Source organism: Pseudomonas sp. Pseusp21 (genome assembly GCF_059492145.1).
In genome coordinates this window covers 1810709-1836421 of record NZ_CP168520.1, presented here as the reverse complement: position 1 = coordinate 1836421, position 25713 = coordinate 1810709, and the positions used below count along the sequence as shown (strand labels likewise).

At 60.5% G+C, this 25713-nt stretch carries 28 protein-coding genes; 14 read left to right on the top strand and 14 right to left on the bottom strand.

From position 1 onward, the window contains the following. Positions 1 to 47 precede the first annotated feature (47 nt). Positions 48 to 1124: a 3-deoxy-7-phosphoheptulonate synthase gene (locus ACEN93_RS08175; protein ID WP_007908583.1), complete on the bottom strand. Its 1077-nt coding sequence runs from the start codon at positions 1122 to 1124 to the stop codon at positions 48 to 50. A 130-nt stretch (positions 1125 to 1254) separates the two neighbouring features. Continuing rightward, complete coding sequence (locus ACEN93_RS08170) at positions 1255 to 1698, bottom strand: PilZ domain-containing protein (RefSeq protein WP_039770477.1); 444 nt, start codon at positions 1696 to 1698, stop codon at positions 1255 to 1257. On the opposite strand from ACEN93_RS08170, the gene ACEN93_RS08165 reads away from it, so the two are divergent. The 5 genes from ACEN93_RS08165 (at position 1697) to cysB (ending at position 5655) form a co-directional block, all read left to right on the top strand. After that, a complete protein-coding gene (locus ACEN93_RS08165; protein WP_039770475.1) occupies positions 1697 to 2083 on the top strand; it encodes a thioredoxin family protein in 387 nt (128 codons plus the stop codon). The genes ACEN93_RS08170 and ACEN93_RS08165 overlap by 2 nt on opposite strands. Further along, positions 2083 to 3036 carry a putative 2-dehydropantoate 2-reductase gene (locus ACEN93_RS08160; protein WP_495611290.1) on the top strand — a complete coding sequence of 318 codons (954 nt, stop codon included), beginning with the start codon at positions 2083 to 2085 and terminating at the stop codon, positions 3034 to 3036. The genes ACEN93_RS08165 and ACEN93_RS08160 overlap by 1 nt, the downstream gene beginning before the upstream one ends. 23 nt (positions 3037 to 3059) lie before the next feature. After that, entirely contained in the window at positions 3060 to 3965 is a 906-nt protein-coding gene (locus ACEN93_RS08155) for a 5'-nucleotidase (protein WP_039770472.1), read from the top strand. Between the two features lie 98 nt (positions 3966 to 4063). Beyond that, complete coding sequence (locus tag ACEN93_RS08150) at positions 4064 to 4567, top strand: universal stress protein (protein WP_007955683.1); 504 nt, start codon at positions 4064 to 4066, stop codon at positions 4565 to 4567. Positions 4568 to 4680: 113 nt separating this feature from the next. Further along, complete coding sequence (gene cysB, locus ACEN93_RS08145; RefSeq protein WP_003183769.1) at positions 4681 to 5655, top strand: HTH-type transcriptional regulator CysB; 975 nt, start codon at positions 4681 to 4683, stop codon at positions 5653 to 5655. An 8-nt stretch (positions 5656 to 5663) separates the two neighbouring features. Here the strand turns inward: cysB and ACEN93_RS08140 are convergent, their stop codons facing one another. Together ACEN93_RS08140 and ACEN93_RS08135 are read right to left on the bottom strand one after the other, a co-directional pair. After that, the gene (locus tag ACEN93_RS08140; protein WP_074687988.1) at positions 5664 to 6146 is read right to left on the bottom strand and encodes a GreA/GreB family elongation factor; all 483 of its coding nucleotides are present in this window, start codon (positions 6144 to 6146) and stop codon (positions 5664 to 5666) included. A gap of 2 nt (positions 6147 to 6148) precedes the next feature. Further along, positions 6149 to 6556: a hypothetical protein gene (locus tag ACEN93_RS08135; protein WP_039770468.1), complete on the bottom strand. Its 408-nt coding sequence runs from the start codon at positions 6554 to 6556 to the stop codon at positions 6149 to 6151. Between the two features lie 124 nt (positions 6557 to 6680). Between ACEN93_RS08135 and earP the strand changes: the two genes are divergently transcribed. The 3 genes from earP to ACEN93_RS08120 all read left to right on the top strand — a co-directional run bounded on the left by earP (position 6681) and on the right by ACEN93_RS08120 (position 9779). Further along, entirely contained in the window at positions 6681 to 7823 is a 1143-nt protein-coding gene (gene earP, locus ACEN93_RS08130) for an elongation factor P maturation arginine rhamnosyltransferase EarP (protein WP_039770466.1), read from the top strand. Between the two features lie 48 nt (positions 7824 to 7871). Then, positions 7872 to 8441 carry an elongation factor P gene (locus ACEN93_RS08125; RefSeq protein ID WP_007955690.1) on the top strand — a complete coding sequence of 190 codons (570 nt, stop codon included), beginning with the start codon at positions 7872 to 7874 and terminating at the stop codon, positions 8439 to 8441. A 112-nt stretch (positions 8442 to 8553) separates the two neighbouring features. Beyond that, a protein-coding gene (locus ACEN93_RS08120) for an IS3 family transposase (RefSeq protein WP_495611289.1) occupies positions 8554 to 9779 on the top strand; the annotation gives its coding sequence in 2 pieces (ribosomal slippage) (positions 8554 to 8905 and positions 8905 to 9779; 1227 coding nt in all). Positions 9780 to 9819: 40 nt separating this feature from the next. On the opposite strand, the gene ACEN93_RS08115 is transcribed toward ACEN93_RS08120, so the two are convergent. The 4 genes from ACEN93_RS08115 to ACEN93_RS08100 form a co-directional block, all read right to left on the bottom strand. Next, positions 9820 to 10833 carry an alpha/beta hydrolase gene (locus tag ACEN93_RS08115; RefSeq protein WP_163976060.1) on the bottom strand — a complete coding sequence of 338 codons (1014 nt, stop codon included), beginning with the start codon at positions 10831 to 10833 and terminating at the stop codon, positions 9820 to 9822. A gap of 33 nt (positions 10834 to 10866) precedes the next feature. Beyond that, positions 10867 to 11286, bottom strand: a complete 420-nt coding sequence (locus ACEN93_RS08110) for an organic hydroperoxide resistance protein (protein WP_034155242.1) — start codon at positions 11284 to 11286, stop codon at positions 10867 to 10869. Between the two features lie 271 nt (positions 11287 to 11557). After that, complete coding sequence (locus tag ACEN93_RS08105; RefSeq protein ID WP_085668139.1) at positions 11558 to 12022, bottom strand: MarR family winged helix-turn-helix transcriptional regulator; 465 nt, start codon at positions 12020 to 12022, stop codon at positions 11558 to 11560. Between the two features lie 83 nt (positions 12023 to 12105). Beyond that, positions 12106 to 13062, bottom strand: coding sequence for a LysR family transcriptional regulator (locus ACEN93_RS08100; protein WP_074687984.1), 957 nt, complete (start codon positions 13060 to 13062; stop codon positions 12106 to 12108). A gap of 112 nt (positions 13063 to 13174) precedes the next feature. Here ACEN93_RS08100 and ACEN93_RS08095 point away from each other — a divergent pair, with 112 nt between their 5' ends. Next, positions 13175 to 13924: a sulfite exporter TauE/SafE family protein gene (locus tag ACEN93_RS08095; protein ID WP_103386349.1), complete on the top strand. Its 750-nt coding sequence runs from the start codon at positions 13175 to 13177 to the stop codon at positions 13922 to 13924. Here the strand turns inward: ACEN93_RS08095 and ACEN93_RS08090 are convergent. Next, the gene (locus tag ACEN93_RS08090; RefSeq protein ID WP_170844876.1) at positions 13914 to 14768 is read right to left on the bottom strand and encodes a LysR substrate-binding domain-containing protein; all 855 of its coding nucleotides are present in this window, start codon (positions 14766 to 14768) and stop codon (positions 13914 to 13916) included. The genes ACEN93_RS08095 and ACEN93_RS08090 overlap by 11 nt on opposite strands. 97 nt (positions 14769 to 14865) lie before the next feature. Here ACEN93_RS08090 and ACEN93_RS08085 point away from each other — a divergent pair, with 97 nt between their 5' ends. After that, a complete protein-coding gene (locus ACEN93_RS08085) occupies positions 14866 to 15081 on the top strand; it encodes a DUF1127 domain-containing protein (RefSeq protein WP_039770454.1) in 216 nt (71 codons plus the stop codon). Positions 15082 to 15145: 64 nt separating this feature from the next. After that, positions 15146 to 16372, top strand: a complete 1227-nt coding sequence (locus ACEN93_RS08080) for a winged helix-turn-helix domain-containing protein (RefSeq protein ID WP_039770452.1) — start codon at positions 15146 to 15148, stop codon at positions 16370 to 16372. Between the two features lie 130 nt (positions 16373 to 16502). Here ACEN93_RS08080 and ACEN93_RS08075 read toward each other — a convergent pair whose 3' ends face one another. Next, positions 16503 to 17849 carry a class II 3-deoxy-7-phosphoheptulonate synthase gene (locus ACEN93_RS08075; RefSeq protein ID WP_039770450.1) on the bottom strand — a complete coding sequence of 449 codons (1347 nt, stop codon included), beginning with the start codon at positions 17847 to 17849 and terminating at the stop codon, positions 16503 to 16505. Between the two features lie 150 nt (positions 17850 to 17999). Here ACEN93_RS08075 and ACEN93_RS08070 point away from each other — a divergent pair, with 150 nt between their 5' ends. After that, positions 18000 to 18755, top strand: a complete 756-nt coding sequence (locus ACEN93_RS08070) for a spermidine synthase (protein WP_039770449.1) — start codon at positions 18000 to 18002, stop codon at positions 18753 to 18755. 3 nt (positions 18756 to 18758) lie between these two features. Here the strand turns inward: ACEN93_RS08070 and ACEN93_RS08065 are convergent, their stop codons facing one another. Beyond that, positions 18759 to 19550: a crotonase/enoyl-CoA hydratase family protein gene (locus ACEN93_RS08065; protein WP_495611288.1), complete on the bottom strand. Its 792-nt coding sequence runs from the start codon at positions 19548 to 19550 to the stop codon at positions 18759 to 18761. Between the two features lie 422 nt (positions 19551 to 19972). Here ACEN93_RS08065 and ACEN93_RS08060 point away from each other — a divergent pair, with 422 nt between their 5' ends. Beyond that, positions 19973 to 21646 (top strand): DEAD/DEAH box helicase, encoded by a 1674-nt coding sequence (locus ACEN93_RS08060; protein WP_007955707.1) that lies wholly within the window; start codon positions 19973 to 19975, stop codon positions 21644 to 21646. A 77-nt stretch (positions 21647 to 21723) separates the two neighbouring features. Here ACEN93_RS08060 and ACEN93_RS08055 read toward each other — a convergent pair whose 3' ends face one another. Further along, complete coding sequence (locus tag ACEN93_RS08055; RefSeq protein WP_074687976.1) at positions 21724 to 22491, bottom strand: DODA-type extradiol aromatic ring-opening family dioxygenase; 768 nt, start codon at positions 22489 to 22491, stop codon at positions 21724 to 21726. Between the two features lie 102 nt (positions 22492 to 22593). Between ACEN93_RS08055 and ACEN93_RS08050 the strand changes: the two genes are divergently transcribed. Further along, positions 22594 to 23250: a thiopurine S-methyltransferase gene (locus ACEN93_RS08050; protein WP_103386346.1), complete on the top strand. Its 657-nt coding sequence runs from the start codon at positions 22594 to 22596 to the stop codon at positions 23248 to 23250. Positions 23251 to 23306: 56 nt separating this feature from the next. Here the strand turns inward: ACEN93_RS08050 and htpX are convergent, their stop codons facing one another. Both htpX and ACEN93_RS08040 read right to left on the bottom strand, forming a co-directional pair. Beyond that, positions 23307 to 24194 carry a protease HtpX gene (htpX, locus tag ACEN93_RS08045; protein WP_074687972.1) on the bottom strand — a complete coding sequence of 296 codons (888 nt, stop codon included), beginning with the start codon at positions 24192 to 24194 and terminating at the stop codon, positions 23307 to 23309. 303 nt (positions 24195 to 24497) lie between these two features. Beyond that, entirely contained in the window at positions 24498 to 25709 is a 1212-nt protein-coding gene (locus ACEN93_RS08040) for a pyridoxal phosphate-dependent aminotransferase (protein ID WP_007955711.1), read from the bottom strand. Positions 25710 to 25713 lie beyond the last annotated feature (4 nt).

Here is a 25713-nt window from a genome sequence, read left to right as displayed (position 1 = left end):
AAACGCCGGGCAATGCCCGGCGTTTTTTTATGCCTGCGAAACGGCTCTCAGCTGCGCTGACGTTTCGGCAGTACATCCTTGAGCTTGGCGTGCATGCTGCGCAAGGTGTTCTCGGTAGCAGACCAGTCGATGCAGGCATCAGTGATCGACACGCCGTATTGCAGGTCGGCGAGGTCTTTCGGGATGGCCTGGCAGCCCCAATTCAGGTGACTTTCGACCATCAGGCCGATGATCGACTGGTTGCCCTCGAGGATCTGGTTGGCGACGTTCTCCATCACCAGCGGTTGCAGGGCCGGATCCTTGTTGGAGTTGGCGTGGCTGCAATCGACCATGATGTTCGGCTTGATCTTCGCCTTGTTCAGCGCCTGCTCACACAGGGCGACGCTCACCGAATCGTAGTTCGGCTTACCGTTGCCGCCGCGCAGCACCACGTGGCCGTAGGCGTTGCCCTTGGTGGTGACGATCGACACGCCACCTTCCTGGTTGATGCCCAGGAAACGGTGCGGGCTGGAGACCGACTGCAAGGCGTTGATCGCCACGGTCAGGCCGCCGTCGGTGCCGTTCTTGAAGCCGACCGCCGAGGACAGGCCGGAAGCCATCTCGCGGTGGGTCTGGGATTCGGTAGTCCGTGCGCCGATGGCCGACCAGCTGATCAGGTCCTGCAGATACTGCGGGGAGATCGGGTCGAGGGCTTCGGTCGCGGTCGGCAGGCCTTTCTCGGCCAGGTCCAGCAGCAGCTGGCGACCGATGTGCAGACCGTCCTGGATCTTGAACGAGTCATCCAGGTACGGGTCGTTGATCAGGCCTTTCCAGCCTACGGTGGTCCGTGGCTTCTCGAAATACACGCGCATGACCAGATACAGGGTGTCCGAGACTTCTGCCGCCAGCACCTTCAGGCGATCGGCATATTCATGGGCAGCCTTGATGTCGTGGATCGAGCAGGGGCCGATCACCACGAACAGACGATGGTCGGTGCCATCGAGAATGTTGCGGATGACTTCGCGACCCTTGGTGACGGTGCGCAGGGCCGCGTCGCTCAGAGGGATATCACGCTTGAGCTGATCGGGAGTGATCAGGGTCTCGTTGGAAGCGACGTTCAGGTCGTTGATCGGTAAATCAGCCATCGTTTACTCGTCAGGTCACGGGTGCCGGCCGCCAGCGATCCCCGCGCGGCGGAGCACAGCGGATTTAAGCGCGTCGGGGAGCCGAACCTTATCGCGTTAGGCGCCTGCTAGACAATGGGCAAGTCACTGTTCAGTCCAGCACAGGCTGCGCGAAAGCCTTGCGAACGGTGTCGTGGGAGAACTCGTCGGCGTGTTGTTCGACCCATTGCAGGGCCAGGGCCTGAATATCCTGGAGGTCTTCGTGGGCGTAGTTGAGTCGGCAATAGCGTTCGATCTGACACACCTGCTCACCCATTCGGGCGCTGAACAGCGTCTGTTCGTCGGTGAAGGCGATGCCCACCAGATAGCCTTTTTTACGTCGCAGGCACCAGGCCACGTAGCCCGGATAACAGATGTCGGCGTTGAGGGTGGGCATGCGCACTTGCAATGCGGTGCCATGGCGCCAGGCACGGTGGTAATTGCAAGCGATGCCGCCGAGGCTGATAGTGTGCAGCCGTTGACGCGAAATACACTCCGGTGTGAGCAAGGTCAACTCAACGGGTACTTCATCCGGATGAGGAATAAACCGTCCCATGAGCACAGACTCCCTGTGTCGGCCATTTGACATTGTTTCCCCCAGTATAGTGGTCGAATCGCAGCTGACCGATTTCGACGCCGACCAGCGGCTGCTGACGATGAGCGGCGTTTCGCTGGTGATTTTCACCAGCGTCGGCTGCGCCAGTTGCCGCTATGCCCGCGAAGTGTTGCCGGGGCTCGATCTGGTCGTCGATCGCGTGTGCTGGATCGATGCCGGTGACAACGGCGGACTGGTCGAGCGTTATCAGGTCTTTCATTTGCCGGCGCTGTTTGTGGTGCGCGACGGCGAGTTCTTTGGGGCGGTACACACGCGCCTGAATGCCGATGAGCTGAACGCAGCCGTGGCGCAGGCGCTGGGTCGAATTGCAGAGGAGTTGCCGTAATGGGAGCAGTGAACAAACCGGTGGTGGGGATCATTGGCACCGGCGCCATCGGCGGGTTTTACGGGGTGATGCTCGCCCGGGCCGGGTTCGATGTGCACTTTCTGTTGCGCAGTGAATTTTCCGCAGTCGCCGAACGCGGCTTGCAGGTGGACAGTGCCGTGCATGGTGCGTTGACGCTGAGCCCGGTGCAGGCCTATTCGTCGGCTGAAGACATGCCGCCCTGCGACTGGCTGCTGGTCGGCGCCAAGACCACCAGCAATGCCGGGCTGGCGCCGTCGATCATTCAGGCGGCGAAACCCGGCGCGAAAGTGCTGGTATTGCAAAACGGCCTCGACGTCGAAGACAGCTTGCGGGCGTTGCTGCCCGATTCACTGCATTTGCTGGGCGGCCTGTGCCTGATCTGCGTCCACCGCGAAGGGCCGGGCCAGATCACCCACCAGGCGCTGGGGGCGGTGAACGTCGGCTATCACAGCGGCCCGGCAGCGGATGACGCGGCGCGCATGGCAATTGTCGAGGAGGGCGCCGGTCTGTTCCGCGCCGCCGGTCTCGATTCCCAGGCGATGCCGAACCTGCATCAGGCGCGCTGGCAGAAACTGGTGTGGAACATTCCCTATAACGGGCTTTCGGTATTGCTCGGCGCCGGCACCACGCCGTTGATGGCCGACAATGACAGTCGCGCATTGATTCAGGCACTGATGGCTGAAGTGGTGCAGGGCGCCAAGGCCTGCGGCCACGACATGCCGCCCGGTTACGCCGAATACCTGTTCATGATGACCGAGAAAATGCCCGACTATTGGCCGAGCATGTATCACGATTTCCTGCACAAGCGACCGCTGGAGCTGGAGGCGATCTACGCTCGTCCTTTGGCGGCGGCAAAAGCGGCAGGCTGCGAGTTGCCGCGTATCGAATCGTTGTATCGCACATTGAGCTTTATCGACCGGCGCAACGTTTAAACCGGTCGCATTGGGGGAAAGGCATGGCCAAGAACATCGATGACAAACTGGTGCTGGCGATCTCGTCCCGTGCCCTGTTCGACCTCAGTGAGAGTCACAAGGTCTACCTGTCGAGCGGCGTCGAAGCCTATCGGCAATATCAGATCGAACACGAAGACGAAATCCTCGCGCCGGGTGATGCCTTTCCGCTGGTGGAAAAACTGCTCAATCTCAACAGTCGCCTCGGTCGCGCCCGGGTCGAGGTGATTCTGGTGTCGCGCAACAGCGCCGACACCGGCCTGCGCGTTTTCAACTCCATTGGTCACTACGGCCTGGCGATCTCCCGTGCGGCGTTCGTTGGCGGGCGCAGTCCTTATCCGTACCTGAAGGCTTTCGGTTGCGACCTGTTTCTCTCCACCCATGCCGAAGACGTACGCGCCGCGCTGGATGCCGGTTTCGCGGCGGCGACCATTCTGTCCGGCGGCGCCAGTCGTGCGGCCAGCGACGAATTGCGCATCGCCTTCGACGGTGATGCGGTGCTGTTTTCCGACGAGTCGGAGCGCGTCTATCAATCCGGTGGCCTCGAAGCCTTCCAGGCCAAGGAGCGTGAATCCGCTCGCGAACCGTTGCGCGGCGGGCCGTTCAAGGGCTTTCTCGCGGCGCTCAATCTGTTGCAGCGCGAGTTCTCCGATGAGGAGTGCCCGATCCGCACCGCACTGGTCACCGCGCGCTCGGCTCCGGCCCACGAGCGGGTGATCCGTACCTTGCGCGAGTGGGACATTCGTCTGGACGAGTCGCTGTTCCTCGGCGGCCTGACCAAATCGGCGTTCCTCGAAGCCTTCGCCGCCGACGTGTTTTTCGACGATCAGGCCGGCCACTGCGAGCTGGCCCGGGAAGTGGTGGCGACCGGTCACGTGCCTCATGGCATCAGCAACGAACCGGCGGTCTAAAGCCCTCGTGGTTCAAGACGTTGCGCCGCACGTCGTACTCGCCAAGGCACTGCTAAGCTGAATCAAATCTCCGCCATGTTGGCACGCGAGGAGGTCATATGATTCGTTCGATGCTGTATGCCACTGACCTCGGTCTGTACGCACCGTTAGTGATGCAGCATGCCCTGGCGATGGCGCGAACGTTCAATGCCGATCTGTACGTGGTGCACGCAGTGGAGCCCATGGGGCTGTTTGCCGAATCGGTGTTGCAGAGCTATCTCGACGAACAGGCATTGAACGAATTTCACAGTCAGGGTCTGAAAACGGTCATTGCCAATATCGAGCAGCGGGTGCTCGACAGTTTTCGCGAAGAACTGGGGGACGAGGGCGAGCAGGACCTGCAGCGGATACGCGCAGTACGGGTGCTGCAGGGCGATCCGTCACAGGTGATTCTCGATCAGGTGCAGAAACTCTCTGTCGATTTGCTGATCGTAGGAAGTCACAGCCACGGGGTCGGGGCGGAAACACCTTTGGGGCGAACGGCGGCCCGGCTGCTGCAATTGTCCAAGGTGCCGGTTTATCTGGTGCCGCTGGTGGAGCGTCGGCGTCGAGAGGATCGCTGAAGCAGGAATAATGGCACTTTGATAAAAAAGTTCTAGATTTATTCTTCAAACCATTAATATAGTTATATACCGTCGCTGATGCCCGTGGCGTCTACCTGCTTTGAGGGATTCATATGAAGCTTCAACAACTGCGCTACATCTGGGAAGTGGCGCACCACGACCTCAACGTTTCCGCTACAGCCCAAAGCCTCTACACCTCGCAACCGGGCATCAGTAAACAAATCCGTCTGCTGGAAGACGAACTGGGCGTCGAAGTGTTCGCCCGCAGCGGCAAGCACCTGACCCGTGTCACGCCGGCCGGCGAGCGCATCATCACCACTGCCGGTGAAATTCTGCGCAAGGTCGAAAGCATCAAGCAGATCGCCCAGGAATTCTCCAACGAGAAGAAGGGCACCCTGTCGATCGCCACCACTCACACCCAGGCACGCTATGCGCTGCCGCCGGTGATCAGCAATTTCATCAAGCAATACCCGGACGTGGCGCTGCACATGCACCAGGGCTCGCCGATGCAGATCGCCGAGATGGCCGCTGACGGCACCGTCGATTTCGCCATTGCCACCGAAGCGCTGGAGCTGTTCGGCGATCTGGTGATGATGCCGTGCTATCGCTGGAACCGTTGCGTGGTCGTGCCTCAGGGCCACCCGCTGACCAAACTGCCGAAGCTGACCCTCGAAGCGCTGGCCGAATACCCGATCGTGACTTACGTGTTCGGTTTCACCGGCCGTTCGAAACTTGACGAAGCCTTCAGCCATCGCGGCCTGACGCCGAAAGTGGTTTTCACTGCTGCCGACGCCGACGTGATCAAAACCTACGTACGGCTGGGCCTGGGTGTTGGCATCGTGGCGAAAATGGCGGTCGACACCAAACTGGATAACGATCTGGTGGTGCTCGATGCCAGCGAACTGTTCGAGTCCAGCGTGACCAAGATCGGTTTCCGTCGCGGCACCTTCCTGCGCGGCTTCATGTGCGACTTCATCGAGAAGTTCGCGCCGCACCTGACCCGCGAAGTCATGGCCAAGGCCATTCAGTGCCACAACAAGCAGGAACTGGAAGAGCTTTTCGATGGTGTCGAACTGCCCGTCCACTAAGTCCCCGTCTACAGCACCTCGGTGACAGCAAACTGTTGCCGGGTGCCCGCCACCAGAATCTCCACCTCGTCACCCTCGAACTTGCCCAGCAGGCTTTTGCCCAGCGGCGAGCGCGGGGTGATGACGGTAATCGGCTGACCCACCACATCGACTTTCAGACCCGCCGCATCCGGCGCCAGAAACAGCCATTGCTCGCGACCCTTTTCGTCTTCCAGACCGAGCAGGGCGCCGATCTCAATCCCGCGTTGATCGTCATACGCGCGCAGCGTCAGGTTCTGGCACAGCGCCAGTGACTGACGAATTTCCTCGACCCGTTTCGCCTGGCCCGCCGCCAGATACGACGCCTCGAGGCCCAGAGTGTCGTACTTGTTTTCGGCGATGTTCTCTTCGTGGGTCGCGGTTTCGTAAGCGGTTTGCGCCGCGCGTTCGGCGATGTCGAGATCGACGCGCAGCTTGTCGAGAATCAGTTGGTGAACCGTCTGTTTATTCATGATCAATCGCAGAATTGCAGGACGTTGGCGCGGCTCTTTTCGCTGGGGGCCGTCTGATCCTGTTGCAGCCAGAACTGGCATTTGGGGTTCGACAGATTACGTGTGCTGCCACGGGCCTGGTCCAGGCGTGCCTGCTGTTCGTTCTTGCGCAGGTTTTCTTCGTACTGTTCGAACAGGCGGTTTTGTGGCTCAGGTTCTGGCTGCGGCTGGGCGGCTACCGGAGGCTTGCTCAGTTGTTGCACCGCTTCCGCCACCGGCTGCAATTGACGGCTGAACAACAGCGAGGCGAGCCAGCAAGTCAGTGCAATGGCCAGGAAACCCAGCCACAGACCCAGGGCAATGCTGCCAGTCAATTGCAGCGCGCTAAGCTGAACAGGTAACGGGCGACGCGGGTTGGGACGATAGGGCATGGCTGCCTCCTGGCGGATGTATGCGGGCGAGCAGCGATTGTCGCACGAAGATTAATTGCCGTCGGCTCTTCTGCGCGAAGACATTTATGCGGACAATCGGCGCTTTTGCCAACGGGAGCCTTGAATGCCGCCACTGAACACCCGCTGGGACATTTTTTGTACGGTCGTCGATAACTACGGCGACATCGGCGTGACCTGGCGTCTGGCCCGGCAACTGGTCAGCGAGCAGGCAATGACGGTGCGATTGTGGGTCGATGACCTGCGCGCTTTCGAACGCATTTGCCCGGAAATCGACATCGGCCTCGATCAGCAATGGCAGCAGGGCGTCGAAGTCCGGCACTGGCCGGCTGAGTGGCAGGAATCAGCAGCGGCCGACGTGGTGATCGCGGCTTTTGCCTGCCAGTTGCCGAGCATTTACATGGACGCCATGGCCGCACGGGAACAGTCGCCGTTGTGGATGAACCTCGACTATCTCAGCGCTGAAGACTGGGTGGTTGGCTGCCACGGTCTGCCGTCGGTGAAGTACAAGTCGGTGCAGAAGTACTTTTTCTTTCCGGGATTTCAGCCGGGGACCGGCGGCTTGCTGCGTGAGAGCGGTTTACTGGAGCGGCGTCAGCAGTTTCAACAGAATCCCGAGGCGCAGCGACAATTCCTGCACGCTCTGGGAATAGCTCCTGCGCCCGGTGCGCAGCTGATTTCGCTGTTTGCCTACGAGAATGCCGGACTCGCCAGTTGGCTGGATGTGCTCGCGGCGGACGCTACGCCTATCCATCTGCTGGTGCCGGAAGGACGGATTCTCGGCGATGTCGCCCGTTGGCTCGGAGTCGAGTCGCTGCCGGTCGGGGCAATGCACGTTCGTCAGTCGCTGACCTTGCAGGTGCTGCCGTTCGTCCGTCAGGATCAATACGATCAATTGCTCTGGTGCTGCGATTTCAATGCGGTGCGCGGCGAGGACTCGTTCGTTCGGGCGCAGTGGGCGGGGCGGCCGATGCTGTGGCACATCTATCAGCAGGACGAAGACATCCACCTCGACAAGCTCGATGCCTTCCTTACGCTTTACACAAAACGCCTTTCGCCCGCTGCCGCCGAGGCGATGAACGGTCTCTGGCGCGCTTGGAGTGCCGGCCAGCCTATCGGCGACCACTGGCTTGAGGCCCGTAAACACTGGCCCGAACTGCAGGAAAATGCCCGCGCGTGGTGTCTGGAACAAGCCTTGCAGGCCGATCTTGCGACGGCGCTGGTACAGTTTTACCGAAATTGGATATGATACGCGGCCTAGATTTTTGTAAATCCCATCCAAATTCGGATATTCGCAATGAAAACTGGTAAAGAACTCAAACCCGGTACCGTGATCCGTATCGACAACGATCCTTGGCTGGTTCAGAAAGCTGAATTCACCAAGTCGGGCCGTAACAGCGCGATCATGAAGACCAAGCTGAAGAACCTGCTGACCGGTTACAAGACCGAAACCGTTTACGGTGCGGACGACAAGCTGGACGACGTGATCCTGGACCGCAAAGAAGCGACCCTGTCCTTCATCAGCGGTGACTCCTACACGTTCATGGACACCACCGACTACACCATGTACGAGCTGAACGCCGAAGACATCGAAAGCGTTCTGCCATTCGTGGAAGAAGGCATGACCGACGTTTGCGAAGCCGTATTCTTCGAAGGCCGTCTGGTTTCCGTAGAGCTGCCGACCACCATCGTGCGTCAGGTTGACTACACCGAAGGTTCCGCTCGCGGCGACACTTCCGGCAAGGTGATGAAGCCTGCCAAACTGAAGAACGGTACCGAGCTGTCGGTTGCTGACTTCATCGAGATCGGCGACATGATCGAGATCGATACCCGCGAAGGCGGTTCCTACAAAGGCCGTGCCAAATAAGCACTGCTTTTTGCGGAAAGAAAAAGCCCGACCATTGAGTCGGGCTTTTTTATGCCTGATGTCTCGTCCTGAATAAGGTTTACACCTTCTGGCTTCTTATCAGGAGGGTGCAATGGATTCGGGCGCAAAACGCAGTCAGCGCGATTACACGCTGACTTTTAAATTGTCGGTTGTCGACCAAGTCGAAAAAGGCGAGTTGAGTTATAAAGAGGCTCAACGGCGCTACGGAATTCAGGGTCGGTCGACGGTGTTGGTTTGGTTACGCAAGCATGGTCGGCAAGACTGGAGCCAAGGCGCCTCCATTCGTTCCCAAAGGAACCGACCGATGGACGAGCCCACTTTGCCCTTAACTCCCGAGCAGAGAATCAAAGAGCTTGAGGAGCAGTTGGCGCTGGCGAATCAGAAAGCCAAGTTTTTTGAAGACGTGGTGGATGTACTGAAGAACGACTACGGCGTCTCTGTCGTAAAAAAGCGGCCCGGCAAGTCGTTGCGCAGACCCAAACCCTGAGTGTCAGCAGGGCTTGCCAGTTTATGGGGATCAGTCGCCAAGCCTTTTACAAACGTAATCGCGTCTATCGGGCTCGCATCGAGCAAGATCAGAAACTCATCCAGTTTGTGCAGACAATCCGAGTACGCCAACCCTGCATTGGCGCCCGCAAATTGCACTCGTTGATGCACGCGGAGCGTGAGAAACAGGAGCTGCATGTCGGCCGCGATCGGTTATTGGCGGTCTTGCGTGATTACCGCCAACTGGTCCGCAGGAAGCGGGCTTATCACAAAACGACCGACAGTCATCATCACTTCCGCTGCCATCCCAATCTGCTCAAACCAGGCCCGTCGCAAGTTGTCGCTACCGGTCCGGAACAGGTCTGGGTGGCCGATATCACTTATCTGTCCACCAAGCGTGACGATCCGGTTTATTTGAGTCTGGTGACGGATGCCTTCTCGAGAAAAATAGTCGGCTATCACGTGCATGGCAGCTTACATGCCGACTCGGTGGCTCAAGCCTTGCGCATGGCTTTGAAGACGCGTCGAACATGCCAGAAACTGGTTCATCACTCGGATCGAGGTGTGCAGTACTGCTCGGCGCTTTATCAAAAGCTCCATGCCAAGCATGGCATCACGTGCTCAATGACTGATGGCTACGACTGCTACCAAAACGCCCTGGCAGAGCGGGTCAACGGCATCTTGAAGACAGAGCTCTTGCTCCACCGGCCGACAGACTTGGCGCAAGCGGAGCAAATGGTGCGGGAGGCGATCTTGATCTACAACCGGGAGCGCCCGCACCTGTCCTTAAAATACAAAACGCCCGATGCAGTGCATCGGGCGTTAGGGTGAAACAGGTGTAAACCTATTTCAGGACTAGACATGATGAAAATTACTTCTTCAGGTGCTGCTTCAGTTCTTCCGAGGCCTGCAGCATCGCCGAGCGCACCGCCGGCACCTGGCTGACCACGTTGAGCAAACCGTAGTCGTGGATCATGCCGTTGTAGCGCACCGAGGTCACCGGTACGCCGGCTTCGTCGAGTTTGCGGGCATAGGCTTCACCTTCGTCACGCAGCACGTCGGCCCCCGCAGTCTGGACCAGCGCAGGCGGCAGACCTTTCAACTGCGCAGTGGTTGCCCGCAACGGTGAGGCGTAGATCTCGTTCCGCTGTTTGGCGTCGGTAGTGTAGTTGTCCCAGAACCACTTCATCATGTTGCGAGTGAGGAAGTGCCCCTCGGCGTACTGGTTATACGAACCGGTATCGAAATTGGCATCGGTCACCGGCCACAGCAGCACCTGGAATTTGATCGCTGGCGTGCCTTTGTCTTTGGCCATCAGGGCGACGACTGCCGCCATGTTGCCGCCGACGCTGTTGCCCGCCACCGCCAGACGCTTGCCGTCGACGTTGATTTCTTTGCCGTGTTCGGCCACCCATTTGGTAGCGGCATAAGCCTGGTTGATCGCCACCGGGTAATGCGCTTCCGGCGAAGGGGTGTAGTTGACGAACACCGCCGCCGCCCCCGAGCCGACCACCAGATCCCGCACCAGACGTTCGTGGGTCGGGAAATCTCCCAGCACCCAGCCGCCGCCGTGGAAGAACATGAACACCGGCAGCTCTCCCTTGACTCCGGCCGGCCGGACGATGGTCAGGCTCAACGGTTGGCCATCGACCTGGATGGTTTTCTCGCTGACGTCCGCTTTGGGTAGCGTCAGTTTGACCCCGGACTGCGCGCCCGTCAGCACGGCGCGGGCATCCTTGGGCGTCATCTGTTCCATCGGTTTGCCGGTGCCGGCATTCAGCACATCAAGGAACGCCTGGGTGTTGTGTTCAACCTCCCCGGCGAATGCGCTGTGGATGGACAGGGCGAGAAGAGTACCGGTCAAGACTTTGCTGAAAGTGTTCATGTTCATTTCCTGTACGGGCCTGAGTGTCAGTGATTACACGGTGACGTGCAGACGCACATCGACGTTGCCGCGAGTGGCGTTGGAGTACGGGCAGACCTGGTGAGCCGCGTCGACCAGGCTTTGTGCGTCAGCCTGTTCCAGGCCCGGCAGACTGATGTGCAGGTCGATGTCCAGACCGAAACCGCCAGGGATCTGGCCGATGCCGACGTGAGCGGTGATCGAGGCGTCGTCCGGGATTTTGCGTTTGGTCTGACTGGCGACGAATTTCAGGGCGCCGATAAAGCAGGCCGAGTAGCCGGCGGCGAACAGTTGCTCAGGGTTGGTGGCTGCGCCGCCAGCACCGCCGAGTTCTTTCGGAGTGGCGAGTTTGACGTCGAGGATGTTGTCGCTGGAAATCGCACGACCGTCACGGCCGCCAGTGGAGGTTGCGATTGCGGTGTAGAGAGTTTGCATGGTGTGAGCCTCAGTAAGTGTGGTTTGTTGCGCTAATTGTTTGCGCGCTAACTAGGTGCGAAGTAAATGTACTTCGCTAATATTTAGCGCGCAAGATAAATTTTTGAAGAAAGCGGGAATTAGCGCTTGAATTGGGATGTGGCGTGATCTCAAGCTTTTGATATTGAAGGATTTTTTGAATGTAAAACGAGATGAAAAATTTTTCGGTGATAAGCGGGGAAGGGGCGATACGCCTGCAGGCGCAAGGCTGCGCCCACAGGGAAGGAGAGTCTTAAGCGAGGCTGTCCTGCAAATGACCACGCAAGGCCTGCAACTCGGCTTGCAGATTTTGCAGGCGCTCCAGTGTGAAACCACTGGCCCCGAGGATGCATTGCGGGACGGTTCGGGCCTTGTCCTTCAAGGCGCGTCCCTGTGCAGTCAGTTCAACGATCACCACACGCTCATCCTCACGGCTCCGCGTACGGCTGAGCAAACCTTCACCTTCCAGCCGCTTGAGCAACGGGGTTAGTGAACCCGGATCGGTCAGCAGGCGCGTGCTGATTTCTCCGACGGTCAAACCATCCTTCTCCCACAGCACCATCATCGCCAGGTATTGCGGATACGTCAGGCCAAGCGCTTGCAACAGCGGCTTGTAGACCTTGGTCATCATCAGCGAAGTGGAATGCAGGGCGAAGCAGGCCTGATTGTCGAGCAGCAGGTCTTCGCAGTGATCGGAGGTGTTGCGGTCGGTGGTCATGTCAGTGCCTTGAACGGTGATGCAGATGAATCTAGCGCTCGAATCTTTAATGCGCCAGACAATTGTGCCCGGTGGCGAACCGATCAATGCCGGCCCAGTTCTCGTTGCAGGGCCAGATCCCACAGCGGCACGGGGCTGAACCGGGTTTTGAGGTATTCCAGCAGCAGGCGGCTGCGGGAGCTGGCCTGTTGCTCCAGTCGCAGCGCATAGATGCCGGTGCTCTCCGGTTTTGGCAGGCCGTTTTCACAGAACAGCGGCAGCAACTCGCCGCGCAACAGGTATTCGCTGGCCAGCCAGGTCGGTAGATGCGCGATCCCGAGTCCCGCCAGCGCGCCGCACACCAGCGCCTCGGCGTTGTTGGCGCTCATGCGCACCCGCGCCGGGCGGTGCAGTTGCATCTGCCCGTTCTGTTCGAAGCGCCAGGCGAAGGGCGGGGCGAGGCCGTCCCAATCGAGGCCGTCATGCTCGCTCAATTGCGCGGGTTCGCTCGGCACACCGCGGCGCTTGAGATAGTCGGGGCTCGCGCAGGCGATGCGGACCATGCTCGCCAACGGTGTGGCCACCAACCGGGTGTCAGCCATTTGCCCGGCGCGCAACACCAGATCGACCTTGCCCAGGTTTGAACCGTCCATGTCGACGAAGCTGTCGATCAGATGCAGTTGCACATCCAGCCCCGGGTACAGCACCAGAAAATCGGCAATCACCGGCGCCAGATGCCGACGCCCGAACGCTGCTGGCGCATCCACCCGAATCAGTCCCTCCGGCGCGCTGCTCAGGGACACCGCTTCAGCCCGGGCAAGTTGCAACTCCGCCACAATCCGCCGCGCCCGTTCGGCAAACGCCAGACCTGCCGGCGTGGCGCGCACCGCGTGAGTGCTGCGGATGAACAACTGGCTGCCGACCGCGCTTTCCAGACTGTCGATACGCCGGGCAACGGCGGAGGGCGTCAGCGGATGCCGGCGCGAAGCCGCAGAAAAGCTGCCGCTCTCGAGTACATCGAGAAACAGCCCCAGTTGTTCGGTCAATTGATTGGGATTCATGAATCAGCTCAGTGCCTATGCGGATTTAGCACAGCCATTGTGCGTTGCTGTGCGTTTCCGTGCCAGCGCCGACTGCGTAGGATGAGTCGCTTGACGTATGAGGAATTCTGCTGTGATCGAGTTTTTGCTGTACCTGTTGTTTGGCGCCGCCCTTGGCACTCTGGGTGGGATTTTCGGCATCGGCGGCGGCTTGATCGCCATTCCGCTGCTGGGCGTGTGGTTTGGGCTCGATCAGCAGATCGCCCAAGGCACGGCGCTGGTGATGGTGGTGCCGAACGTAATGTTGGCGCTGTGGCGTTATCACCAGCGCAACCGCATCGAACTCCGCCATGCGTTGCCGTTGGCGGTGATGGGATTCTGCTTCGCGTGGATCGGTTCGATCTGGGCCGTGGGCATCGACGCGCAGACCATGCGCATCGGGTTTGTCGCGTTCCTTGTGGTGCTGTCGGCTTACAACCTGGTGCGCATGTTTGGTGCGCGTCCGGCGGCCACCTCCGAGATGCGTTATTCATGGCCGTGGCTGGGCGTGCTCGGCGCGGCGTCAGGCGCCATGGGTGGTTTGTTTGGTGTCGGCGGGGCGGTGGTGGCGACGCCGGTGCTGACCAGTCTGTTCGGCACTACTCAAGTGGTCGCTCAGGGGCTTTCGCTGGCGCTGGCACTGCCGAGCACCGGCGTCACGCTGGTGACGTACGCGGTGCACCACGAAGTGGACTGGATGATCGGCCTGCCGCTGGCCATCGGCGGTCTGGCCAGCATCAGCTGGGGCGTGAAAGTGGCCCACGCGATGCCGGAAAAACTCCTGCGCGGGCTGTTTTGCGGGTTTCTGGTGCTGTGTGCGGTGATGCTCGCCTTTAAAGTTTGAAGCCTTCAACGATGTGCTCGGCCAGGCATTCGGTGATCGGCGAGGGGTTGTTGAGGTTGCGGATCAGCATGATGCTGGCCTCGGGCAGCAGCGGCAGATTTTCGGCATCTCCAAGAATCCGCATGTCGGGGGTAATCAGGCTTTCCAGTTGCGCGGTGATCGCCAGACCTGCGCTCACCACCGCCATCAATGCCGACAGGCTGGTGCTGTTGTAAGCAATCCGGTATTCGCGGCCCATCGCATCCAGTGCATTGCACGCCCACAGGCGGCAGAAGCAATCACTGTTGAACATCGCCAGCGGCAACGGCGTCTGCTCGTGGGCGCTGAAATTCTGCGCCTCGGCCCACACGAAGCGCTCCTTGCGCAGCAACTGGCCGATCTCGTTGCCCGGCTCGCGGGTGACGATCGACAGATCCAAGTCGGTGCGCTGCAGCAATTGTTTGGTCGACTCGCAATGCACTTCGATCTGGATCAGCGGATAGAACTGCGCAAAACGCGACAGAATCCCCGGCAGAAAGCGCATCACGTAATCGTCCGGCGTGCCGATCCGCACTGTGCCGACCATGTGTGGCTCGCGCAGGGTGTTGAACACTTCGCTGTGCAGTTTCAGGATGCGCCGCGCATAGCCAAGCAACACCTGGCCTTCAGCGGTCAGGCGCACCTGACGCCCGTCGCGCTCGAACAACTGCCGCTGCAATACGTCCTCTTCCAGACGCTTCATCTGCATGCTCACGGCCGATTGGGTGCGGTTGACCATTTCGCCGGCGCGGGTAAAACCGCCCTGATCGGCAATTGCGACAAAGGTGCGCAGGACATCGGTATCGATACTGGGATATGCCGACAATTGATGAATCTCCGTGATGCATGCCATCAGAAACATTCGTTGGATTGATCGTAGCTGTGGCGGGAGACTTGAGCCATCCCAAAAAGGAGGCAACACGATGAAAGGTCAAAGAGAGTACGCAGGCGAAGAAAAATTTTCCGGCCATATCGTTTCCGATCTGTTGCACAAGTTTAGCCGGTGGTACGAATTGCACCGTGAGCGCGAGCTGCTCGCCAGCCTGAGCGACGAAGCGCTCAAGGACATCGGGGTCAGCCGTGCCGATGTCGAACATGAGTCGGTGCGGCCGTTCTGGGACGATCCGATGCATAAATGATGAGGCCATTGCTACACAAACCACTTTCAGGTGAGGTAGGTTGCGAGCAGACATGGAGGTACACATGCCCGCGACATTGTCCTTTTCCCTTAAACAGGCTCGACGTCTGGCACTGGCTGCCCAAGGGTTTCACGGGCGCCAGCCGCCGGCTGTCAAGGCCATGCACCTCAACCGGCTGATCGAACGCCTCGGTCTGTTGCAGATCGACTCCGTCAACGCCGTGGTGCGCTCGCACTACCTGCCGCTGTTTTCCCGTCTTGGTTCCTACTCTGCTGACTTGCTCGACCAGGCTGCCTGGAGTTCGGGGCGACGTCGTTCGCTGTTCGAATATTGGGGCCATGAGGCGTCGTTGCTGCCGCTGTCGATGTACCCGCTGATGGGCTGGCGCATGCAGCGGGCCAGGCGCGGTGAAGACATCTATCAACAACTGGCGCGGTTCGGCCGCGAGCAGCAGGACACCATTCGCCGGGTACTGGCGTCGGTCGAGGAGCAGGGTGCACTGGGCGCCGGCAGTCTGTCGACCCGCGAGGAAAAGGCCGGGCCGTGGTGGGACTGGAGCGCGGAAAAGCACGCACTGGAATGGCTGTTTGCCGCTGGCGAAGTCACCGTCGCCGGACGCCGTGGTTTCGAGCGATTGTATGACTTGCCGGAACGGGTGATTCCGGCTTCCGTGCTGCAACAGCCATTGCCCGATGAGGCTGAGTCGCAGCGCGGTTTGCTGCTGCATGCAGCGCAGGCGCTCGGTGTCGGCACGGAAAAAGACCTGCGTGATTACTTCCGACTGAATCCTTCCGATGCCCGCCCGCGTCTGGCTGAACTGGTCGAGGACGGGCAGCTGCTGACTTGCGAAGTCGCCGGATGGCGGCAGATCGCTTATTGCCTGCCCGAGCCGAAAATCCCTCGAAAAGTCGAAGCCAGCGCGCTGCTGTCACCTTTCGATTCACTGATCTGGGAGCGCAGCCGGACCGAGCGGCTGTTCGATTTTCGCTATCGGCTGGAGATCTACACGCCGCAGGACAAACGTGTCTACGGCTATTACGTGCTGCCGTTCCTGCACAACGAACGGATCGCTGCGCGAGTTGACCTGCGCGCCGAACGGGCGGCGGGGCGGTTGGCTGTGCATGCGGTGCACGAGGAAGAAACGGGGCTGGACGAGGCGGGGATGCTGGCGCTGGCGCTGAACCTGCGGCGCATGGCGGACTGGTTGGGGCTCGCGCGGGTGCAGCTCAATTGTCAGCGGGAAAGTGCCGGTCGGCTCCGGATGGCTATGGTTCAGATCGGCTGCGACTGAACCGGCCTCATCGCTGGCAAGCCAGCTCCCACAGTGACCGAGTCGTTCACAAACCAAATGTACGACGTCGATCCTGTGGGAGCGGGCTTGCCCGCGATGAGGCCAACTCAGACGCTAAAGATATCGAACCTTAGCGACGAACCTGCTTCAGGGTTTCGGCGATCAGAAACGCCAGTTCCAGCGACTGATCGGCATTCATCCGCGGATCGCAGTGGGTGTGATAGCGATCCGACAAACCATCTTCAGTGATCGGCCGCGCGCCACCGATGCACTCGGTGACGTTCTGCCCGGTCATCTCGATGTGGATGCCGCCGGCGTAGCTGCCTTCCGCTTCATGAACCTGGAAGAATTGCTTCACCTCACCAAGAATCTGCGCGAAGTCGCGAGTCTTGTAACCGCTGCTGGCCTTGATGGTGTTGCCGTGCATCGGGTCGGAACTCCACAGCACCTGCTTGCCTTCACGTTGCACCGCACGGATCAGCGCCGGCAGGTGATCGCCGACCTTGTTCGCGCCCATCCGCGCGATCAGGTTCAGACGGCCCGGATCGTTGTCCGGATTGAGCACGTCGATCAGACGGATCAGGTCGTCGGGGTTCATGCTCGGGCCGACTTTCACCCCGATCGGGTTGTTCACCCCGCGCAGGAATTCGACGTGGGCGCCGTCGAGCTGACGGGTGCGGTCGCCGATCCACAGCATGTGCGCCGAGCAATCGTAGTAATCGTTGGTCAGGCTGTCGCGGCGTACGAAGGCTTCTTCGTAGTTCAGCAGCAGCGCTTCGTGGGCGGTGAAGAAACTGGTCTCGCGCAGTTGCGGCGAGCTGTCCATGCCGCAGGCGCGCATGAAGGCCAAGGTTTCATCGATGCGGTCGGCGAGGTGGCTGTACTTCTCGGCCAGCGCCGAGTTGGCGATGAAGTCCAGGTTCCACTTGTGCACCTGATGCAGGTCGGCAAAACCGCCTTGGGCGAAGGCGCGCAGCAGGTTGAGGGTGGCGGTGGACTGGTGATAGGACTGCAGCAGACGCTCCGGGTCCGGTACGCGGCTGGCGGCGTCGAAACCGATGCCGTTGACGATGTCGCCCCGGTAGGCCGGCAGGGTCACGCCGTCGATGGTCTCGTCGTTGGCCGAGCGCGGCTTGGCGAACTGGCCGGCCATGCGCCCGACCTTGACCACCGGGCAACCGGCGGCGAAGGTCATGACGATTGCCATTTGCAGCAGCACTTTGAAGGTGTCGCGAATCTTCGCGGCGGAGAACTCGGCGAAGCTTTCGGCGCAGTCGCCGCCCTGCAGCAGGAACGCCCGGCCCTGGGTGACTTCGGCAAACTGACGGCGCAGCTCGCGCGCTTCGCCGGCAAACACCAGCGGCGGATAGCTGGCCAGCGTCTGCTCGACCTGGCGCAGATGCGCGGCGTCGGGGTATTGGGGTTGTTGCTGGATCGGCAGGGCGCGCCAGCTGTCAGGGCTCCAGGGTTGGCTCATCACGGTCTCTAAGGTTCTACGCACGGACGGCCATGTTAGCAGCAATTAGTGCGTGACCTGCTCCCGCCGCTTCGCCGACAATCGCCGCTTTGCCACGGCACCGCAGCGGTGCCATCGCGTCACCGCGCCCGGTGACCACCAGGAGACGAAATGACTGAGGAGCGCGTCGAGCTGTTGCTCGCCGAGGTACAGGATGAGTTCGGCGTGATTCGCGTGCTGGAAGTGGCCGACTACCGCTTTCTGGAGTTCGGCGATGCGATCGAGCAAAGCTGTGTGTTTACCGCCGACCCGAGCTGGCTGGAGTACGACTACACCCGGGCGATGCTGATCGGCGCGTTGTGCCATGAGCAGCCGGAGAGCGCGCTGTTCCTCGGCCTGGGCGCGGGCACGCTGACCCAGGCCTGCCTCAAGTTCCTGCCGCTGGAAGACGTCGAAGCCATCGAGCTGCGCCCGGACGTGCCGCGTCTGGCCATCGAATACCTCGGGCTGGATGACGATCCACGGCTGTACATCCGCGTCGGCGATGCCCTCGAACTGCTGCCGACCGCTGAACCGGCGGATCTGATCTTCGTCGACCTGTACACCGATGTCGGCCCCGGCGCCGGGCACCTTGCGTGGAATTTCCTCGGGGACTGTCAGAAACGTCTGAATCCCGGTGGCTGGCTGGTGATCAACCAATGGGCCACCGACGACGGCAAACCGTTGGGCGCGGCGCTGTTGCGCGGGCTCTATCACCGGCATTACTGGGAGCTGCCGGTGAAGGAGGGCAATGTGATTCTGATCGTGCCGGCAGATCTCGATCAGGCGCTGGACATGCAGGCGCTGACGGCACGAGCTGAAGCGCTGGCGCCGAAGCTGGGCTACTCGTTGCAGTCGTTGATCAACTGCATCCGTCCGGCAACCTGATCTTCAAAGGCCTTTGAAAATCCCCGGTCTGCGCTCCACCAGCGAGCGCACACCTTCCTTGGCATCTTCGGTGGCCAGCAACTTCTTTACCAGCGGCGGCAAGCTCTTAGCCGCCGCAGTTTCGCCTTCATAGCGTGCCTGACGCGCCGACATCAGCGTCGCCTGCACGCCCAGCGGCGCCTGCCGGGCAATCCGTTCGGCCAGTTCGATGGCGCGCGGCAGCAGATCCTCGCTGGCCATGACCTCTTGCACCAGACCCAGGCGCAACGCATCGTGGGCATCGAATTCGTCGCCGGTCAGCAGCCAGCGCATCGCGTTGCCCCAACCGGCGATCTGATGAAAGCGTAACGTCGCGCCGCCGAATGGAAAGATCCCGCGCTGCACTTCCATCTGCGCGAAGCGGGTGTTGCTCGCGCACAGGTTGATGTCGGCGGCGAGCATCAGCTCGATGCCGATGGTCAGGCAATAACCCTGCGCGGCAACAATCACCGGTTTGCTGCCCCGTGGCCCGACGAACACGCCCCATGGATCGCAGCCGCCGGGCGGCACTTGCCAGCCTTGAGCGAGAGCGGAACTGGCATTCACCAGATCGAGCCCGGCGGTGAAATGCTCGCCATGCCCGAACACCACCGCCACCCGTGCGTCGCTGTCGGCCTCGAATTCGCCGTAGGCCAGGGCCAGGTCGTTGAGCAGGGCGAGGTCGAAGGCATTGCGCTTGGCGACGCGGTCCAGACCGATCAAATGCACGTGGCCGTGACGCGCACGGCTCACGCGGCCGGGGCAGGGCTGATTCATGGGTGTTTCCTCGCAGGGGAAGAAAGGGTGCAGCGACCAGATGCCGCACATCGGTGAATCGTTTAAGCGCCATCGCCCGCAGGGCCGGGGTGTTTGAAAAATAGACCTTTGCCCGATTATCCGCAAAACCCCATTACACAGCGGTGACAACTGTATTTCTCCGATAAAAAAAGCTCCCTTTTTGGGCAAATTCCGGTATAGTGCGCGCCGGCCTTTAACCGGGCCGCGTTTAGGTAGCGCAATTCCCCGAAGTCAGCTTCGGCTGCACGTCCGCACTGCGGGCTCTTCCTTGACGATTCTTTTTCATTCATTCGTTTTCGCAAATCCCCGCCGACAAAGCTGCCAGGGCGACTCTTGAGTCTCAACACGGCATGTGCAGCTTTGGAGCATGGGTCTTTGCGGATGCACTTAGAGGCAGACCCATGACCCAGGAAATCGGCGGCTTCGCCGCTCTTGAACTTCATCCCAATATTGTCGCTGCAGTAGTCGCTACCGGCTATGAAGAGCCTTCGGCCATTCAGCAGCAGTCGATCCCGATCATCCTCGCCGGTCACGATATGATTGGTCAGGCGCAAACCGGTACCGGTAAAACCGCTGCCTTTGCCCTGCCTATCCTGCACCGCATCGATCCGTCCAAGCGCGAGCCGCAAGCTCTGATCCTGGCCCCAACTCGTGAGTTGGCGCTACAAGTTGCAACCGCTTTCGAAACCTACGCCAAGCAAATGCCGGGCGTAACTGTTGTGGCTGTCTACGGCGGCGCGCCGATGGGCCCACAATTGAAAGCAATCCGTAATGGCGCACAGATCGTTGTCGCCACTCCGGGCCGTCTGTGCGACCACCTGCGTCGCGACGAAAAAGTGCTGCAGACCGTGAACCACCTGGTTCTCGACGAAGCAGACGAAATGCTCAAACTGGGCTTCATGGACGACCTCGAAGTGATCTTCAAGGCCATGCCGGAAACTCGTCAGACCGTATTGTTCTCGGCGACCCTGCCGCAATCGATCCGTGCCATCGCCGAGCGTCACCTGCGCGATCCAAAGCACGTGAAGATCCAGAGCAAGACCCAGACCGTTACCGCGATCGAACAGGCTCACCTGTTGGTTCACGCTGACCAGAAGACCTCTGCCGTTCTCAGCTTGCTGGAAGTGGAAGATTTCGACGCTCTGATCATGTTCGTGCGCACCAAGCAAGCGACCCTGGATCTGGCCAGCGCCCTCGACGCCAAAGGCTACAAAGCCGCCGCGTTGAACGGCGACATCGCCCAGAACCAGCGTGAGCGCGTCATCGACTCGCTGAAAGATGGCCGTCTGGACATCGTTGTAGCGACCGACGTTGCCGCCCGTGGTCTGGACGTTCCGCGCATCACCCACGTGTTCAACGTGGACATGCCGTACGATCCGGAATCCTACGTGCACCGTATCGGCCGTACCGGCCGTGCCGGTCGCGAAGGCCGCGCGCTGCTGCTGGTGACGCCACGTGAGCGCCGCATGCTGCAGGTAATCGAGCGTGTAACCGGTCAGAAAGTTGCCGAAGTGCGTCTGCCGGACGCCCAGGCCGTTCTTGATGCCCGCATCAAGAAGCTGACCAACAGCCTGTCGCCGCTGGTGGCTGACGCCGAATCGACTCACGGTGATCTGCTGGATCGCCTGACCGCCGACATCGGTTGCACCCCACGCGCCCTGGCTGCCGCTCTGCTGCGCAAGGCCACCAATGGTCAGGCGCTGAACCTGGCAGCGATCGAGAAGGAACGTCCACTGGTGCCGAACAGCGCACCGCGTGGCGACCGTCCTGAGCGTTCCGGTGATCGTCCGGACCGTGGTGACCGCGAGCGTCGTGCGCCAATGCCTTTGGGCGAAGGCCGTGCCCGTTGCCGTACCGCGCTGGGCGCGCGTGACGGTATCGCGGCGAAAAACCTGCTGGGCGCCATCCTCAACGAAGGTGGTCTGGCACGTGAAGCCATCGGTCGCATTCAGGTGCGTGACAGCTTCAGCCTCGTCGAGCTGCCGGAAGATGGTCTGGACAAACTCCTGACCAAGCTGAAGGACACTCGCGTTGCCGGTAAGCAGTTGAAGCTGCGTCGCTACCGCGAAGATTGATCCGCCTCTGGGCTGATTGATCGAACATAAAAAATCCCCGACTGGTTCGGGGATTTTTTATGCCTGCGATTTGGGTATCAGCCGAAGCGGTAGATGTCCATGCCCAGCGCACCCATGGTGAAGCCTTGATGGGCAATGCTGAAATCACCGCCAGCGCCGCGGGCGAAGTACAGCGGCAACAGGTGCTCGTCGCTTGGATGGTTGCGTACTGCGTTCGGTGCCTGCTGACGGTAATCGTGCAGGGCGGCTTCGTCGTTGGCGGCCAGCTTGTCGACTATCCAGTCACGGAAGTCCCGCGCCCACGGTTCGACGCTCTCCGGGCCGGCGTGCCAATCCAGTTCTCGCAGGTTGTGGGTGATGCTGCCGGAGCCGATCAACAGAATGCCCTGTTCGCGCAGCCTGGCCAGCGCCTGGCCGACGCGGTTCTGTAGCGCCGGACCGCCACGACTCGGTAGGGAAACCTGCACCACCGGGATGTCAGCCTGCGGGTACATCAGCGACAGCGGCACCCACACACCGTGATCGAACGGTCGTTGTGGATCGAGGCGTGCCGGCAGGTCGTTGGCGGTCAGCAGATCGGCAACCCTACGGGCGAGTTGCGGATCGCCCGGGGCCGGATACTGCACTTCAAACAGCGCGCGGGGGAAACCGCCGAAGTCGTGCCAGGTTTCCGGTTGCGGATGGCCGCTGACCAGCAGCTCATGGCTTTCCCAGTGGGCGGATACGATGACGATGGCTTTCGGGCGTGGCAGTTCGGCCGCCAACCGCGCCAGGGCCGGGCCGCTGGCGCCGGGCTCAAGTGCCAGCATGGGCGAGCCATGGGAGATAAACAGGCTGGGAAACATGGAAAGGTTCCTGAGCGTTAAGATGGTTCATCTTCAGTCAGTTCATTGATCTAATTCCAATATAAGTTTTAACGCCTTTTGATCGAATTCTTTGGAGGATGCATGCAGTCGGAGTTTTGGCACAAGAAGTGGGAATCGAACCAGATCGGCTTTCACCAGCCGGAGGTGAACCCGTATTTGCAGCGGCACTGGCCCGATCTGGCCATCCCGGCGCAGGCGCGTGTGCTGGTGCCGTTGTGTGGGAAAAGCCTGGATCTGCTGTGGCTTGCCGGGCGTGGGCATCGGGTGCTCGGCGTCGAGCTGTCGGAGAAGGCCGTGGAAGACTTCTTCCGTGAGCAGCAATTGCAGCCGCAGATCAGTGAAGAGGGCAGCTTCAAGGTTTATCGGGCCGGCGCGATCGAGTTGTGGTGCGGGGATTTCTTCGCCTTGTCTGCGAACGATGTGGCCGATTGTACGGCGTTGTATGACCGTGCGGCGCTGATCGCCTTGCCGGCGCCAATGCGTGAGCGCTATGCGGCGCATTTGTTGAGCATCCTGCCGACGGGGCTGCGTGGTTTGCTGATCACGCTGGATTACGATCAGGCTCGGATGTCCGGGCCGCCGTTTGCGGTGACAGATGCCGAGGTGCAGCAGCTGCTCGGTGGCGACTGGGCGGTGCAGGCGCTGGAAGAACAGGACGTACTGAGCGAAAGCGGGAAGTTCCTGCAGGCGGGTGTGACACGGCTGGAAGAGCGGGTGTACCGCCTGACTCCTCAGTAACAGAACAACAAAAAAGGCCCGCATCGCTGCGGGCCTTTCTGTTGGAGCGGGGCTGATCAGCCGCGACGACGCAGGGCGTCGATACGATCTTCCAGCGGCGGGTGGCTCATGAACATGCGAGCAAACCCCTGTTTGATACCGCCGTTGATGCCGAAGGCATTCAGGGTGTCAGGCATGTGCACCGGCAGGCCCTGTTCGGCGCGCAAGCGTTGCAAGGCGTTGATCATCGCCCCCGTACCGGCCAGGCGGGCGCCGGCATCATCGGCACGGAACTCGCGTTTGCGCGAGAACCACATCACGATTGCGCTGGCCAGAATGCCCAATACCAGTTCGGCGAAAATGGTCGCGATGTAATAGGCCATGCCCTGGCCTTCTTCGTTCTTGAAAATCACCTTGTCGACGAAGTTGCCGATGATCCGCGCGAAGAACATCACGAAGGTGTTCACCACGCCCTGTATCAGCGCCAGGGTGACCATGTCGCCGTTGGCCACGTGGCCGATCTCGTGGGCCAGCACGGCCCGCACTTCATCTTCCTTGAAACGCTCGAGCAAGCCCTGGCTGACCGCGACCAGTGCGTCGTTCTTGTTCCAGCCGGTGGCGAAGGCGTTCGCTTCATAGGCCGGGAAAATACCGACTTCGGGCATCTTGATCCCGGCTTCCCGGGACAGTTGCTCGACGGTTTGCAGCAGCCACTGCTCGTGACGAGTACGTGGCTGGGTGATGATCTGGGTGCTGGTGCTCATTTTCGCCATCCACTTGGAGATGAACAGCGAGAACAGGGAACCGGCAAAACCAAAGACTGCACAGAAAACCAGCAGCTGACTGAGGTTGAGATCAACCCCGTTGGCCGCCATGAACCCGTTGAAGCCGAAAAGGCTCAGGGTGATGCTGGCTATCAGCACGACCGCCAGGTTAGTGGCCAAAAACAGCAGGATGCGCATCATGGTTGTAGAAGTCTCCTCAAGCTAAAGATGTAGCGTACTGCGGGGTATATAAGGTGCGGCACCTGGCGATTCAACCGAGTGACTATTTCAAACTGTGTCCTACACCGGATTCGTCGGACATGGGATATTTCCCACTGCCGAATCCGCTATGGATGACAGGCACGCGGCACCCGGTCTCATTGCGTCAGGCACGCATGATTCGTATGACTCGCAAGTGTAGAAGGTGCTGGAGGAGGGGAGCAGCAGAAGTGTTGCTGAATCAGACAGTGCGCAACGTTCGGGCCGTTGCGCACTGAGCGCCGGTTACTGGCGGTACGACTTGAGGAAGTTGCCAATGCGACCGATGGCCATGTCCAGGTCATCGACCCGCGGCAGCGTGACCACGCGGAAGTGGTCAGGCCACGGCCAGTTGAACGCCGTGCCTTGCACCACCAGCAGCTTCTCGGAGAGCAGCAGGTCGAGCACGAATTTCTCGTCGTTGTGGATCGGACAGACTTTCGGGTCGATCTTCGGGAACGCGTACAGCGCACCCATCGGCTTCACGCAGCTCACGCCGGGAATGTCGTTGAGCAGTTCCCAGGTACGGTTGCGTTGTTCCAGCAACCGGCCTTGCGGCAGAACCAGATCGTTGATGCTCTGATAGCCACCCAGGGCGGTCTGGATCGCATGCTGGCTCGGCACGTTGGCGCACAGGCGCATGTTGGCCAGCATGTCGATGCCTTCGATGTAGCTGTGAGCGTTGTGTTTCGGACCGGAAATGGCGATCCAGCCGGAGCGGAAACCGGCCACGCGATACGACTTGGACAGACCGTTGAAGGTCAGGCACAGCAGGTCCGGGGCCAGCGAAGCGGTGCAGATGTGCACGGCGTCGTCGTAGAGGATCTTGTCGTAGATTTCGTCGGAGAACACCACCAGGTTGTGCTGACGGGCCAGTTCCAGCATGCCCAGCAGTACTTCCTTCGAATACACCGCGCCGGTCGGGTTGTTCGGGTTGATGATCACCATCGCCTTGGTGTTCGGGGTGATCTTGGCCTTGATGTCGGCCAGGTCCGGGAACCAGTCGGCACCCTCGTCGCACAGGTAATGCACCGCGTTACCGCCGGCCAGGCTCACGGCGGCGGTCCACAGCGGGTAGTCCGGCGCCGGCACCAGCACTTCGTCGCCGTTGTTGAGCAGCGCCTGCAGCGACATCACGATCAGCTCGGACACGCCGTTGCCCAGGTAAATGTCTTCGATGCCGACACCTTCGACCTGCTTCTGCTGGTAGTACTGCATCACCGCCTTGCGCGCGCTGAACAGGCCTTTGGAATCGCTGTAGCCCTGGGCGGTCGGCAGGTTGCGGATCACATCCTGGAGAATTTCATCCGGCGCTTCGAAACCAAAGGGTGCCGGGTTGCCGATGTTCAGCTTGAGGATGCGATGGCCTTCCTCTTCCAGTCGTTTGGCGTGCTTGAGCACCGGGCCGCGAATGTCGTAGCAGACGTTGGCGAGCTTGTTCGATTTGCTGAACTGCATGGCG